General features: G+C 72.0%; 14 protein-coding genes and 1 pseudogene. 4 read left to right on the plus strand and 11 right to left on the minus strand.

The annotated features are described in order from the left end of the window. Positions 1 to 42: 42 nt before the first annotated feature. The 3 genes from ACH4J0_RS32840 to ACH4J0_RS32850 all read right to left on the minus strand — a co-directional run bounded on the left by ACH4J0_RS32840 (position 43) and on the right by ACH4J0_RS32850 (position 2226). On the minus strand, positions 43 to 261 hold the full coding sequence (locus ACH4J0_RS32840; RefSeq protein WP_396244597.1) for a hypothetical protein: 219 nt from the start codon (positions 259 to 261) through the stop codon (positions 43 to 45). Positions 262 to 367: 106 nt separating this feature from the next. Beyond that, positions 368 to 1390 (minus strand): zinc-binding alcohol dehydrogenase family protein, encoded by a 1023-nt coding sequence (locus ACH4J0_RS32845; RefSeq protein WP_396244598.1) that lies wholly within the window; start codon positions 1388 to 1390, stop codon positions 368 to 370. 17 nt (positions 1391 to 1407) lie between these two features. Then, on the minus strand, positions 1408 to 2226 hold the full coding sequence (locus tag ACH4J0_RS32850; RefSeq protein WP_396244600.1) for a glycine betaine ABC transporter substrate-binding protein: 819 nt from the start codon (positions 2224 to 2226) through the stop codon (positions 1408 to 1410). Between the two features lie 129 nt (positions 2227 to 2355). On the opposite strand from ACH4J0_RS32850, the gene ACH4J0_RS32855 reads away from it, so the two are divergent. After that, positions 2356 to 2718: a winged helix-turn-helix transcriptional regulator gene (locus ACH4J0_RS32855; protein ID WP_396244602.1), complete on the plus strand. Its 363-nt coding sequence runs from the start codon at positions 2356 to 2358 to the stop codon at positions 2716 to 2718. Positions 2719 to 2832: 114 nt separating this feature from the next. On the opposite strand, the gene ACH4J0_RS32860 is transcribed toward ACH4J0_RS32855, so the two are convergent. After that, a complete protein-coding gene (locus ACH4J0_RS32860) occupies positions 2833 to 3258 on the minus strand; it encodes an Hsp20/alpha crystallin family protein (RefSeq protein ID WP_396244603.1) in 426 nt (141 codons plus the stop codon). 1287 nt (positions 3259 to 4545) lie between these two features. Here ACH4J0_RS32860 and ACH4J0_RS32865 point away from each other — a divergent pair. Beyond that, positions 4546 to 4782 (plus strand): hypothetical protein, encoded by a 237-nt coding sequence (locus tag ACH4J0_RS32865; RefSeq protein WP_396244642.1) that lies wholly within the window; start codon positions 4546 to 4548, stop codon positions 4780 to 4782. Continuing rightward, a pseudogene (locus ACH4J0_RS32870) lies at positions 4781 to 5089 on the plus strand (transposase); the annotation flags it as partial. The gene ACH4J0_RS32865 and the pseudogene ACH4J0_RS32870, both read left to right, overlap by 2 nt. A 79-nt stretch (positions 5090 to 5168) precedes the next feature. Here the strand turns inward: ACH4J0_RS32870 and ACH4J0_RS32875 are convergent. After that, positions 5169 to 5609: a nuclear transport factor 2 family protein gene (locus ACH4J0_RS32875; protein ID WP_396244604.1), complete on the minus strand. Its 441-nt coding sequence runs from the start codon at positions 5607 to 5609 to the stop codon at positions 5169 to 5171. Between the two features lie 117 nt (positions 5610 to 5726). Here ACH4J0_RS32875 and ACH4J0_RS32880 point away from each other — a divergent pair, with 117 nt between their 5' ends. Then, entirely contained in the window at positions 5727 to 6299 is a 573-nt protein-coding gene (locus ACH4J0_RS32880) for a TetR/AcrR family transcriptional regulator (protein WP_396244606.1), read from the plus strand. A 423-nt stretch (positions 6300 to 6722) separates the two neighbouring features. Here the strand turns inward: ACH4J0_RS32880 and ACH4J0_RS32885 are convergent, their stop codons facing one another. The 6 genes from ACH4J0_RS32885 to ACH4J0_RS32910 all read right to left on the minus strand — a co-directional run bounded on the left by ACH4J0_RS32885 (position 6723) and on the right by ACH4J0_RS32910 (position 12094). Beyond that, on the minus strand, positions 6723 to 7085 hold the full coding sequence (locus ACH4J0_RS32885) for a hypothetical protein (protein WP_396244607.1): 363 nt from the start codon (positions 7083 to 7085) through the stop codon (positions 6723 to 6725). Beyond that, complete coding sequence (locus ACH4J0_RS32890; protein WP_396244609.1) at positions 7082 to 7519, minus strand: hypothetical protein; 438 nt, start codon at positions 7517 to 7519, stop codon at positions 7082 to 7084. The genes ACH4J0_RS32885 and ACH4J0_RS32890 overlap by 4 nt, the downstream gene beginning before the upstream one ends. Positions 7520 to 7667: 148 nt before the next feature. Further along, the gene (locus ACH4J0_RS32895) at positions 7668 to 9185 is read right to left on the minus strand and encodes a sensor histidine kinase (RefSeq protein WP_396244610.1); all 1518 of its coding nucleotides are present in this window, start codon (positions 9183 to 9185) and stop codon (positions 7668 to 7670) included. Beyond that, positions 9182 to 9919 (minus strand): response regulator transcription factor, encoded by a 738-nt coding sequence (locus tag ACH4J0_RS32900; protein ID WP_396244612.1) that lies wholly within the window; start codon positions 9917 to 9919, stop codon positions 9182 to 9184. The genes ACH4J0_RS32895 and ACH4J0_RS32900 overlap by 4 nt, the downstream gene beginning before the upstream one ends. Before the next feature lie 293 nt (positions 9920 to 10212). After that, positions 10213 to 10695, minus strand: a complete 483-nt coding sequence (locus tag ACH4J0_RS32905) for a hypothetical protein (RefSeq protein ID WP_396244613.1) — start codon at positions 10693 to 10695, stop codon at positions 10213 to 10215. A 106-nt stretch (positions 10696 to 10801) separates the two neighbouring features. Then, the gene (locus ACH4J0_RS32910; RefSeq protein ID WP_396244614.1) at positions 10802 to 12094 is read right to left on the minus strand and encodes a protein kinase; all 1293 of its coding nucleotides are present in this window, start codon (positions 12092 to 12094) and stop codon (positions 10802 to 10804) included. Positions 12095 to 12112: the final 18 nt, after the last annotated feature.

The following is a 12112-nucleotide window of genomic DNA, read 5'->3' on the forward strand; positions in this document are numbered from 1 at the left end:
CGGTTGGCGGCGTTCGTCGGCGAGGTGCGAAGCCGGTGAGGATCAGGCGCCGGGCTGTTGTCGGTCCCGCAGGTTCCGGTACACCAGCACGGCCGTCGCGACGCCGACGGCGAGTACGGCGATGTCGAGCCATTGCAGGACCGAGTACTGGTCCGCGTGATCGCTGTAGACGCCGCTGAGGCACGTCCGGGCGACGGTGGCTGACAGCGCTCCTGCTCCTGCCGCTATCAGAGCGTCGATCTGCCTGGTTCGCCGGGTCACGGGTGTCTCCAAGTGTGCTGCGGGACCGGGATTTGCCCCCGGGCCCGAGGATGGGTGTCCGACATGGCGCCCTCAGGACGGGGCGCGGAGAGCGGGATGCGCCCCGTCAGAAGCCGGCGAGCGTGGTTTTGCCGATGACGGTGCCGGACTCCTGCAGGCGGTGGGCCTCTCGGAGGTTGGCGGCGTTGATGGGTCCGAGGTCCTTGGTGGCAGTGGTGGTGATGGTGCCGGCGTCCACCAGCCGTGCCACCTGGGTGAGGATGCCGTGCTGAACATTCTGGTCGGCGGTGCGGAACATGGAGCGGGTGAACATGAACTCCCAGTGGAAGGAGATGCTCTTCGCCTTGAGCAGCCCGATCGGCACGCTGTCGAAGTCGTCGATCGCCACGATCCGACCGAAGGGGTTGAGCACCTCGGCGTAGACGGGGAGGTTGCGGTCGGTGGCGGTGGTGCCGAACACGAAGTCCACGCCGTGCGGTGCCACCTCGGCCAGTTGGGGGACGAGCGGCTCCGAGTGGTCGACGACGTGGTCGGCGCCCATGGTCCGGGCGAAGGCGGCCGTCTCCGGGCGGGAGGCGGTGCCGATGACCGTGAGACCGGTGAGCGCGCGGGCCAGTTGCGTCACCATGGAGCCGACGCCCCCGGCGGCCGCCGTCACCAGCAACGTACCGGTCTGCTCCGGGGCACCGCTGCGCAGGCCGAGCCGTTCGAACAGGCCCTCCCAGGCAGTGAGCGAGGTCAACGGCAGCGCGGCGGCCTCGGCGAACGAGAGGGAGGCGGGCTTGCGGCCGGCCAGGCGCTCGTCGACGACGTGGTAACGGGAGTTCGCCCCGGGCCGGTCCAGCGCTCCGGCGTAATAGACCGCGTCTCCCGCGGTGAACAGCTCCACCTCGGATCCGACCGCCACCACGGTACCGGCCGCGTCCCAGCCGAGGACTCTGGGTTCGCCGGCCGGGTCGGCGTTCTGGCGGATCTTGTAGTCGACCGGGTTGAGTGCCACCGCCTCGACCTGCACCAGCAGGTCGCGCGGACCGGGTTCCGGCACCGGCAGTTCGATGTCGACGAGGCTCTGCGGGTCGTCGATCGGCAGGCTCGCGCGGTAGGCGACGGCGGGCATGGTGCGTGTCATGGGATCGTCCTCGGTGGTCAGTTGCTCGGGTGGGTACGGGGAAGCAGGTGCGGGCGGGCCGCGAGGTAGCGGTCGGCCGCTTGCAGCGGTGTGAGACCGTCGACGTTGATCAGGACGTCCAGGTCTTCGACGCCTTCGTTGCCAGGCTTGAGTGCCGCGAGCCGGGCGAGCGCCTCGGGGTGGATCCGCTCGATCACATCGCGGCGGACCACCGGACCGGCCGCGTCGACGGTGCCCAGCAGGCCCTTCGGCTCCGCCAGCGGCCGCAGCCCGTGGCGGCGGTTGAGGTACTGGGGCCGCCAGAGCGGGATGACGAACCATTCGCGCCGGGCGACTCCGCGTTCGACCCGGGCGATGAACCCGGCTTCGTCACCGGGTGCGAAGCGGTAACCGACCCGGTCGAGGCCGTAGTCCGCCACCACGCGGGCCGAGAAGCGGCTGATGCCGGCTCCAGGGTTGATGCCGTCGATCACGTGTGTCATCCGCTCGGCCACGTCGGGGCGGGCGAGGTCGCTGACCGCTGCGACCTCGGTGGCGGGGACGTAGGGGGGTACCGTCCAGACGCAGTACGGCTCGTAGTGCGGGGCGAGCACGGTGACCTCGTCCCTGTGTCCCGTGAGGTACTTCTCGTGGCTCGACGGCAGCCAGGCGGACACCAGCAGGTCGATCTCCCCGGTGGCCTGACGGCGGAAGAGCTCCTCGTGGGGGGCCTCCACCACGGAGACCGGGTGTCCGCACGCTTCCAGGACCCGACGGACGACTGCCGCGGTGCCCCGGTGGAACGACAGGGCGATCGTGCCGACGGTCAAGGGATGCAGCCGGGTTCGGCCGGACATGGCGAGAGCTCCTTCCACGGACTGGCCGGCCGGCCTGGGCCGCTCCGGCGTGTTGGGCACGACGGACGGTATGGGAAAGGTAGTGGTTACCCGCAAGGACCATTGCTACCCATTGGGTACTATTGGCCGGTGACCAAGACCGCCGGCCACGCCGGAGACTGTGTCGACGCAGCGTCCGTGTACGCCGCCGCCTGCCCCTGCCGCGACATGCTCGACCTGCTCGCCAACAAGTGGAGCGCGCTGGCACTGGGCGCGCTCGAGAGCGGGCCGCGGCGGTTCGGTGAACTGCGCGCCCGCCTGCAGGGCATCAGCCCCAAGATGCTCACCCAGACCCTGCGGCGGCTGGAGGAACACGGCCTGGTCCTCCGCGAGGTCCACGCCGAGGTCCCGCCCCGCGTCGAGTACAGCCTCACCGCGCTGGGGACGGAGGCGTGCGTCCCGTTGGCGCACCTGCGCAGCTGGGTCGAGCAGAACATCGACCGCTTCCCCTGACGGGCCCTTCGTCGGCGCCCGGCGGCCGGGCCCCGGGATCACCTCTTTCAGGTGAGCCGGTCCTGCGGGTGAGCACCGCTCGTACGTCACGCTCACCCGCAGGCGGCGTGGGCGTCAGCTGCCGCGAGTGATCTCGACGCGGTGCGGCTCTTTCTTCTCAGTGGTGGGCAAGGGGGCTTTCACGGTCAGCACGCCCTTGTCGTATGCGGCGGTGATGTCCCCTTCCTCGCACCCCTCCGGGAGCCGGACACGACGGATGAAGGAGCCGTAGCGGAACTCGGAGCGCTGCTTGTCCTTCTTCTCCTCCCTGCGCTCGGCCCGAACGGTGAGCACACCGCCTTCGACCGTGACCTCGACGTCCTTGTCGGGGTCCACGCCCGGAAGCTCGGCCCTGATGACATAGGCGCCGCCCTCCACGCTCTCCTCGACGCGGATGACGTGCTCATCCGGTGATGGGCGCACACCGACGGGAAAATCCTCGAACAGGTCCGGGAACGGGGGCCACGAGTGCGCACGCCTGCGCAGCATTTCGCCGGACATCGTCGTCCTCCTCACTCGAAACGAACCCTCCTCTCCATCCTGCTGGAGCCGGACCCGTGTGCGCGATCCGCAGCTACCCCACGGGCGGGTTCGACGCCGCCGAGTGGTCCCGGCGCTTCGCCGACCACCACGGCGACGCGCCGGGGTGGTGCGGGCCTGGCTGCTGGAGACCGGCCGCGCCGTCGGAGACGCCGACATCCAGAACCTCGAAGTCCGCGCTGGATCCACGAGTAACCCTCCGGTCACCGGCACACCCCCCCAGACCCGGCGGACGAAGGAGGCGCACCGCCGTGGACACATCGGCACGACCGTGCACAGGGTCCGCGCGGCCAGCCGCCACGACACCCTCGTGGGTCCCCGGCCCGTCCTCGCCGCCGTGCGGCGCTACGGCGGGCAGATCGCCCAGGCGTACCAGTTCCACGAGCAGCAGGTCGTCCAAGACCCCAACGTCCTGGAGCACCTCTTCGCCGCCGACCGTGCGAACGCTGTCGCCACCCGGCTGGAGTCGCGTTGGTCCGAGCGGCTTCCCAACCGAGCGTGGGACCGGGTCGACCGGCCCGCGAACTCGGGGAACGGCATGGCCGACCGCGACTGGCCGGAGCACCGGTCGTGTGTCGGGTTCCTCTGGAGATCTCCTCCCGCGCGGCAGGGCCGGGTGGCCCACCCCTGCGAGACGATCGGACCTTGGACCGGGCGGACGGGCCGGGCACGGTGGTGTCGTGGCAAGAGAACGAGGTTCACCACGGCCGGTGAGAACCGGAGGGTGCGCCGCGCCGTGGTGGGGCGGACGGTCAGGCGGTCTCCCGGCCGGCGCTGCGGTGGGCCTGACGCGCGTACGTCCAAGGCCACCGACGGAGGAACTCCGATGGGCAACCCCACCCGTGGCCGGCCGGACACCCGAAGTCGAGATCGAAGCCCAGGGCGACCTGCCGCCAGGTGCGGCGGACCTCGCCCGCAACCGGGTGCCCACCCTCCTCGACAAGATCCGCGAGCCGGTCCTGTCCGGTCCCCTCCACCGCAACGAGACCACCGGCTACCGGCGCGCCCGGGTCCAACTGCACCCCGACCGACTCGGCCCCGTCACGGTGCCGTTGCCCGTCCGCCCCGCCCCCCGCGCCCCGGCTGGATCCTGCGGTCGCGCGACGGCGCATGGACGCCTTCGACCAGCTGTTCGTCCTTACACCGACGCATCCACGGGCCGTGGCGACATCCTCTACCGCCGCTACGACGGCCACTGCGGCCCGATCACCTCCCCGCCGCATGATTCCCACCCACAGGAGCCCGATCATGGCCCAGTACTCCTCACCTCAGCCCCCGACCACCGGCCTCCACCCTCCCGGCCGTGACCTCGAAAGCACCGTCGAACGCGTGGAGATGCTGGAGGCCCAGGTCCAGGCCCTCGGCCAGGCCCTGCGCGCCCTCATCCAGGGCAACGAGGAGCTCCCCGACCAGGAGCCCGACCTTCAACATCCGGCACGCGCCGCCCGCCTCGCCCACGAACTCCTGCTCGCCCAGGGGCTCTAGACGGTCCGACCTGGCGGGCTGGGCCCAGTACGGCTACTGCGCCGGCCGTTCGCGCTACTTCCGGGGACTGAGGCCGCAACTGGTACGCACCCTCGGCGGGCTGCCGATCGTCTTCGCGCTGACCGGGGCGGAAGCCGACGAGCGCGAGACCCTGCTCGACATCCTCGCCACTGAGCCGACGCTCGTGGCCGAACGGCCCGGACAGACACTGATCGGTGACAAGAACTACTTCGGCGCTGAGTTCGAGACGCAACTGGCCGAGCTGGGCGTCGAACTACTGCGTCCGGCCCGCAAGGGCGAGGCCGAGCGGGCCTGGGCACAACGCACTGCCACCACACCGGACGGCCCGTCATGCGCTCACTGACCGCCTACGATCACTGACTGCGTTACTTGCCGCCCAGTGCCGCCACCAGCTGCGGCAGGGCGCCGGTGGCCGCGATGAGGGCCAAGTGGTCGTGGAAGTCCCTGCTACGGACGATCACGCCGTCGCGGACCCTCAGTACCTGGATGTTGGCGGACTCGAAGGTCTTCCCAGTGGGCCGGTGGTGGACCTGGTAGTCCCACTCGGCGACGATCACCTCCGGATCATCGGTCTCCCGGATCACCACGTTCGCCGGCGTCAGCTCCACCGGAGTGCATGCGGCGACCTGCGCGAACCGCTCCTCGAGTGCGGCCCGCCCCTGGGTGCGGCGCGGGCCGACGGGCTCAAAGACGGTCTCCACCACAGCGTCCTCGGCGTAGAGCCCGGCCAGGTCGCGGTAATGGCCTGCGGCGATGCCATCGAGCAGCTTCGTGAAGACCTCGCGCGGTGACAGCGTTTCGGGCATGGTCAGCTCCGTCGGAATCCGTCGCTAGAATCGGACTAGCGAGTCCGCTTTGACGATACGGACTAGATACTCCGTTTGTCGAGAAGCTCAGCGGCCCGGCGAGGAAGGTTGTAGGGGATGAGTGGTGCCAAGGAGCGCCCGCTGCGGGCGGACGCGGCCCGTAACCGTGCCAGGCTGCTCGATGTCGCCACGGAGGTGTTCACCACCCGTGGCGTCGGCGTGCCGACCGAGGAGATCGCCCGGACCGCCGGGGTCGGAGTCGGCACTCTCTTCCGGCACTTCCCGACCAAGGAAGCGCTGCTGGAAGCCGTGATGGTGCGCAGGCTGGGGGCGATCGCAGACCAGACCGCGCGCTTGGCCGCCGAAATGCAGCCCGCCGACGCCTTCTTCGCCTGCTTCCGCCTGGTTGTCGAACAGTCCGCGGGCAAGAACGAATTCGCCCAGGCACTCGCCGCAGCGGGCGTGGACGCGCATGCAGCCCTACGGGAGTCCAGCGAGGTGATCCGGGCCCAGCTCGCCGCTCTTCTGGACGCGGCACAGCAGGCCGGAGCCGTCCGCCCGGACCTCGGCCTGCCGGAACTGTTCGCCCTGCTGGCCGGCACCAGCACGACGATGGACCACCTCGGAGCAGACCCGGCGTCCCGGCAACGAATCTTCAGTGTGGTCTTCGACGGACTCCGACCGCACTGACCGACCACGTGCCGCGTTCGCCGTGCTCTTGCCAAACGGAATGTGGGCCAGACAGCCCAATGAGGGCACTGGACTCAAGCGACCGACCCCTTGGAATCGATCATCCAGAGCCGGCCAGGCCCGCCCGGATGCGCCGTCGCAGGGGCCCGGCCGGACATCGGACACGAGTCTCTCCGCCGCGCAGCCGCAGGCCGCCGACGGGTACGAGCGGGACGCCCTCGCAGCAGGCCGACCAGCTGCGGAACTCCACCGGTGAAGGTGGTCACGAAGGAGACCGTGGCCGGATTCACCGGCTGAGACGGAAAGGGGTGGCCGGGGTCCGACCCGAGCGATCCCCCTCCGCCCCAGGTCCGGTGTCGGGCCGGGTGCGCCCGGCGGCGCGTGGCGGAGGGGGATCGGATACTCGGTCGGGTCCTGCGAGGTTCAGGGCGAGGGGGTGTCCGAGGGGTCCTGGGCGGCGTCCGACTCGGCGGCAGTGGCCGCACTGTCGGCGGCGTCCACCTTCTGCTTCATCTTGTCGAGCTGGTCACCGCCGCCGGCAGCCGCCGTTGTGGCCGCTCCGCCGGGGGCGGGTGCGGTGGTGGCGGGCGCGGCGGCCGGCCGGGAGGCGGTGCCCGTCCCTCCCGTGTTCCCGCTGCCGCCCCCGCCGCATGCCGTCAGGGCCGGCGAGGCGAGCAGGAGCGCGGCGATGAGACCGGCGGCCCGCCACAGCGGGCGAGCGGCGGCCGGATGTCCGGCCGCCGCGCGGGCGGTCACGGTGCGGGCGGTCACGGTGCGGGCGGTCACTGCGCGGTCGAGGTGCCGAGGCCCTGCGAGGAGCACCAGGTGGCCACGTCCTTCAGGTCGTTCTGCCGCTGCGTGAGCGTGGGCACCAGGCTCTTGCGGTAGGTCAGGCGGTCGTTGAGGTAGCTGTAGACGGCGGTGTGCCCGGCGGCCTTGGCGTTGTCCACCCGCTGCTCCAGACGGGCGACCGAGCCGACCTCGGTGTTCGGGCCGTTCAGGCGGTTCAGCGCGTTCTGGATCCGCTGCTCGGTCTTGGGCAGGCGCTTGCAGATCTCCTTCGCGCCGTCGCCCTTGGGCGCGGGCAAGGTCTTCGGGGTCACCGTGGCCACCGGGGTGGCGTCGGTGACCGCCGCCTGGGCGGGACCGGCGAACGCGAACAGGGTGCCGCCGAGGGCGAGAGCACCGGCCGCGGCGGCGGCCTTGCGGTAGGAGCGCATGGTGAGTCCTCCAGTTGCCAGGGGTGGCAGATCCGGCCGGACCGTCGGGCGGCCCGGCTGAGCAGGACGGTAGAGGGCCTCTTTGTGGATTCCTTGTGAGCCGTGGACTCCTCGTGAGTCGCCGGGGCCGCGAGCCTCCGCGGCCCGCTCAGCCGCTCGCCCCCGTGGAACTGATCCAGTGGCGGCGGGTCGGCAGGGGCAGGGTCGGGGCGTCCGGGGCGGCCAGGGGCAGGCGGATCTCGATGCGGCAGCCGCTACCGCTCGGTGGCTCGGTGACCGTGACCGTGCCCCGGTGCAGGGCCACCTGCTGGGCGACCAGGGTCAGCCCCAGGCCCGAGCCGGGGCTGTCCCGGCGGCGGTGGAACCGGTCGAAGACCGCCGCGCGGTCCTCGACCGGGATGCCCGGCCCGTCGTCGTCCACGGTCAGGACCGCCTGCCCGGCCTCCCGGTGCAGTCCGAGCACGATCCGGGCCGGCAACCCGGGTCGGTGGCCGTGCACGGCCGCGTTGGCCAGCAGGTTGTCGCAGACGATCCGCAGCCCGGCCTCCCAGCCGTGCACCCGCAGCCCGCCGCCGTCCGGCTCGGTGACGTCGGGAGCGGTCAGGGCTGTGACCGTCAGCTCCGGGCGCCGCCTGCGGAGCTCGGCGACCGCAGCCGCGGCCGGCTCGGCCAGGTCCAGCGGTCCGAACGCCTCCTCCTCGACCAGGTCGCCGCGGGCCAGTGTGCGCAGCGCGGTCAGCAGGTCGAGCAGCCGCCGGTGGTCCTTGCGCAGGTCGGCGGTGATCTCCGTGCGGTCACCCGGCGGCAGGTCGGGGTGCGCGCTGAGCACGTCCAGGTTGGTCTGCAGGCCCATCAGCGGGGTGCGCAGCTCGTGCGAGGCGGCGGCGGAGAACGAGCGGGCGGTCTCCAGCGCCTGTCGGGTGCGGGCGACCTGCTCGTCGTAGCGGGACAGTGCGCTCTCCAGCGCGACCGCGAGCTCGTCCACCTCGCGGATTCCGCTGCGCCGGTGCCCGAAGTCGGCGGCGCCGGCGCGTGGGTCCAGGGCGGCTGCCCGGCGGCCGAGCCGGCTGAGCGGGGCGGTGGCGCGCCGGGCCAGGGCGTAGGCGAGCAGGCCGGAGACCGGTGCGGCCAGCACGGCGGCCCACAGGATCCGTCCGCGTACCGCGTCGACTTGCGGGTCCGTCGCGGACACCGGCGCCGCGACCCAGAGCGTCCCGGGGTCGGCGCCGGTTACCTGCCGGACCAGCACCCGCCAGGCGCGGCCCTGCACGTGCACGGTGACCGGGCCGCCGGTGTTCCCGTGGGCGGGTTGCGGCAGCGCCGAGGCGGGGCCCGGCATCGGACCGCCCTGGGTGACCTGGCCGCCGTTCGCGTCCGCCACCCGGATGCCGACGTCCAGCGCGTCGTCCAGCAGGTTGCGGCGCTGGTTCTGTTCGACCCGGAGCCGGCCCTGTTGCGTCGCGTTCAGCAGCGCCCGGGAGGCGGGCAGCACGGCGTCGGCGCGGTCGCGCAGCTTGGTGTCCTGCTGGGCGCGCAGGTCGTGGGTGACCAGGCCGAGCAGCAGCGCGCCCGTGCCCAGCACCAGCAGCGGGACGAGCAGCGCGGCGCCGATCGCGATCCGGGTGGCAAGGCTCATCGAGCGCGGGGCGGGGGTGGCGCCGGTCACTGGTCCGCCTCCCGCATCCGCAGCACGAAGCCGACGCCGCGCACGGTGTGGATCAGTCGGGGGCGGCCGCCCTCCTCCAGCTTGCGGCGCAGGTAGCTGACGAAGGTGTCGACGGCATCGGTGCGGACCTCGAAGTCGTAGCCCCAGACCCGGTCCAGCAACTGGTCGCGGGTCAGTACCAGGCCGGCGTTGCGGGCTAGGTACTCCAGCAGCTCGAACTCGCGCCGGGTCAGCCGCACCGGCCGACCGTCCCGGCGCACCTGGCGGGTGGCGGGCTCGATCTCCAGCGGTCCGACCCGAAGCAGTTCGCCGCCCGGTCCGTCGAGCCGGCCGCCCGCACCCGCGCCGGCCGGCGGGCGGCGGCGCAGCAGGGCGTGCAGCCGCAGCACCAGCTCCTCCAGTGCGAACGGCTTGATCAGGTAGTCGTCCGCGCCCGCCTGCAGGCCGGCCACCCGGTCGGCCAGCTCGTCCAGTGCGGAGAGCATCAGCACGGGCGTGTCGACGCCCTGGTCGCGCAGCCGGCGGCAGACCTCGGTGCCGGTCAGGTCGGGCATCGAGACGTCGAGCACCAGCACGTCCGGCGGCTCGGTGGTCACCAGCTCCAGCGCCGGCAGCCCGCCGTCCGCCGTCCGCACGGTGAACCCGCTCAGCCGCAGGCCGCGCTCCAGCGACCGGCGGATCGTGTCGTCGTCGTCCACCACCAGCACCGTCCCGGTACTGTCACCGACCGCCATGGGTTCTCTCCTCGCTGCCTCCCCGCCGTTTGCCGGGCCCCACGATGGCACGGGCCGATGAGAGCTTTCTCATCGGAGTCGGGACCCGTGCGCGGGGTGGCGCCAGGGGACCGGGCGGCACGGCGCCGGGCGGTCGCGCGGATGCGATCGGTGTAGCACTGGCGCTGACCTTCGGCGGGGCGTTTCAGCCTGGCCGACTCATCACCACGTCCCACGCGGTGGCGCAGCCGATCGCAGTGCGGCGCCGGCTGCGGTGCTGCCGGTTGCGACCGCGACCCTCGGCGCCGTGCATGTCACCACACCACAGCACGCCGGGGCGGCGGCGCCGGAACCTCGGGGCCTGCGGTCGGCGCGGCGGACGCGGCCCACGGCAGCGCATACCAGGAGAGCGTGGCGAGAATGGCTGCACTCGGCAACTCGGCTACGTAGGCGAGCAGTTGCGCGAGCTGGTAGTCGGAGCCTCGATGTGCCGACCACAGGTCGAAGAACGCGTCCAGGCCCAGCAGGACGGCGGTGGCCGAGGCCGTCGGACTGGTGGCCGGGTGGCGGCGACGCACCAGTCGGGCCAGCAGGAACAGCGCCGCCACCTCCATGACGTCCAGCCACACCCAGGAGTTGGAGAGGTTTCGTGCGCCGAAGCGCCCCTTCACCGACATCGCGAGTACGACGATCCATGGCATCAGCAGGAAGCCCGCCGTACGGAACGCCATCGGCAGCCAGCGCCGGACAGCCCGCTCGCGGACTGCGATCCGCCTCCGAAAGGTGTGCGTCGGCATCGTTGGGTGCTTCTTCCTTCGCGGTGGTTGGGTTCCATGTCGTGTGTCGGCCGCCCGGCCTGCCGCTCCTACGTCGAATGCCCACCCGGGCGACGCCCTGACCGGTTCACCGTTGCGCGGCGGGGCTCGACGGCGCCGGAACGTCGATCACGACGGCGCTGCCCCGGGTGACCGCGTCGCCGGAGGCGGGCAGTTGGCCACACACGCGATGAACGGGCAGTCCCGGTGTGGGGCAGGCGCCCTCCACCACCCTGGACACCCGCAGTCCGGAGCTCTGCACGCTCAGTCTGGCGTCGGCGACACTCTTGCCTGCCAGATCCGGCATTCGGATGGCTCGCCCCGCGGGTGGCGAGCCGTCCGCCGAGTACGCTGCGGCGGCCGCGCACGCGGCTGCGCACAGCACCACGGCAAGGACGCCGCGTCTCGCCCGTCTGCCACGCCGCGGACCGCGGGTGCGCTGGACCCGGCCGGGCTCGGGTCCGACCGGTGCCGAGACATGGTCCGAGGCAGGCGGAGTGCGACAGGTCGTGAGCACGTCGCTCGCGTGCGTACGGGCGACGACGGCGGCCAGCGCGCGGGCCACGGCGATGCGCATCTCGGCGGCCGTCTGGTAGCGCTGGTGGCGGTCCTTCGCCAGAGCCGACAGCACGAGACCGTCGCACACCTCCGGCAGCTCCGGCGCGTACGCCGAGGGCGGTGGCGGCTCCTCGTTGACGTGCTGCCATGCCACCGCGATGGGTGTTTCGCCGGTGAACGGCGGCCTCCCGGTCAGCAGCTCGTAGAGGAGGCAGCCCGCTGAGTACAGGTCCGAGCGCACGTCCACCGACTCGCCGCGCGCCTGCTCGGGCGACAGGTACGCCGCCGTTCCGATGACCACGGAGCCGTGCGTCAGGGCCGTCGCGTCCATCGCAAGGATTTGGGCGATGCCGAAGTCCATGACCTTGGTCCGCCCGTCCCGGGTCACCATCACGTTGGCGGGTTTGACGTCACGGTGCACGATGCCTTGGGCATGGGCGCGTTCCAGGGCCTCCAGCACGCCGAGCGTCAGTTCCAGGGCCCGCGCGGGCGACAAGGACGGGCCCTGGCGCAGCATCTCGTCAAGGGCGCATCCCTGGACGTACTCCATCACCAGGTATGGCAGCACCCCCTCGCCCAGCGCCTCCTCACCGCTGTCGAAGACCGCGACGATCGAGGAGTGGTTGAGCGAAGCCGTGGAGAGGGCCTCCCGCCGGAACCGGAGCAGCGAGGTGGGGTCGGCGGCCAGGCCCGGTCGGAGGGCCTTCACCGCCACCAGGCGGTCAAGACGCTGGTCCCGAGCCAGGTGCACCTCTGCCATGCCCCCGCGCCCCAAGAGCGCCAAGACCGTGTACCGCCCGCCCAGGACGTGCCCTGGTTCCATCGCACCTGTCCTCACTCG

This window comes from Kitasatospora sp. NPDC017646 (genome assembly GCF_044329365.1).
Classification (GTDB): Bacteria; Actinomycetota; Actinomycetes; order Streptomycetales; family Streptomycetaceae; genus Kitasatospora.

What these genes read in the sequence shown, in the direction of transcription:
- ACH4J0_RS32845 (WP_396244598.1), bottom strand. Translation starts at nt 1,390, where the DNA reads ATGACACGCACCATGCCCGCCGTCGCCTACCGCGCGAGCCTGCCGATC.
- ACH4J0_RS32850 (WP_396244600.1), bottom strand. Translation starts at nt 2,226, where the DNA reads ATGTCCGGCCGAACCCGGCTGCATCCCTTGACCGTCGGCACGATCGCC.
- ACH4J0_RS32860 (WP_396244603.1), bottom strand. Translation starts at nt 3,258, where the DNA reads ATGTCCGGCGAAATGCTGCGCAGGCGTGCGCACTCGTGGCCCCCGTTC.
- ACH4J0_RS32865 (WP_396244642.1), top strand. Translation starts at nt 4,546, where the DNA reads ATGGCCCAGTACTCCTCACCTCAGCCCCCGACCACCGGCCTCCACCCT.
- ACH4J0_RS32875 (WP_396244604.1), bottom strand. Translation starts at nt 5,609, where the DNA reads ATGCCCGAAACGCTGTCACCGCGCGAGGTCTTCACGAAGCTGCTCGAT.
- ACH4J0_RS32880 (WP_396244606.1), top strand. Translation starts at nt 5,727, where the DNA reads ATGAGTGGTGCCAAGGAGCGCCCGCTGCGGGCGGACGCGGCCCGTAAC.
- ACH4J0_RS32890 (WP_396244609.1), bottom strand. Translation starts at nt 7,519, where the DNA reads ATGCGCTCCTACCGCAAGGCCGCCGCCGCGGCCGGTGCTCTCGCCCTC.
- ACH4J0_RS32900 (WP_396244612.1), bottom strand. Translation starts at nt 9,919, where the DNA reads ATGGCGGTCGGTGACAGTACCGGGACGGTGCTGGTGGTGGACGACGAC.
- ACH4J0_RS32905 (WP_396244613.1), bottom strand. Translation starts at nt 10,695, where the DNA reads ATGCCGACGCACACCTTTCGGAGGCGGATCGCAGTCCGCGAGCGGGCT.
- ACH4J0_RS32910 (WP_396244614.1), bottom strand. Translation starts at nt 12,094, where the DNA reads ATGGAACCAGGGCACGTCCTGGGCGGGCGGTACACGGTCTTGGCGCTC.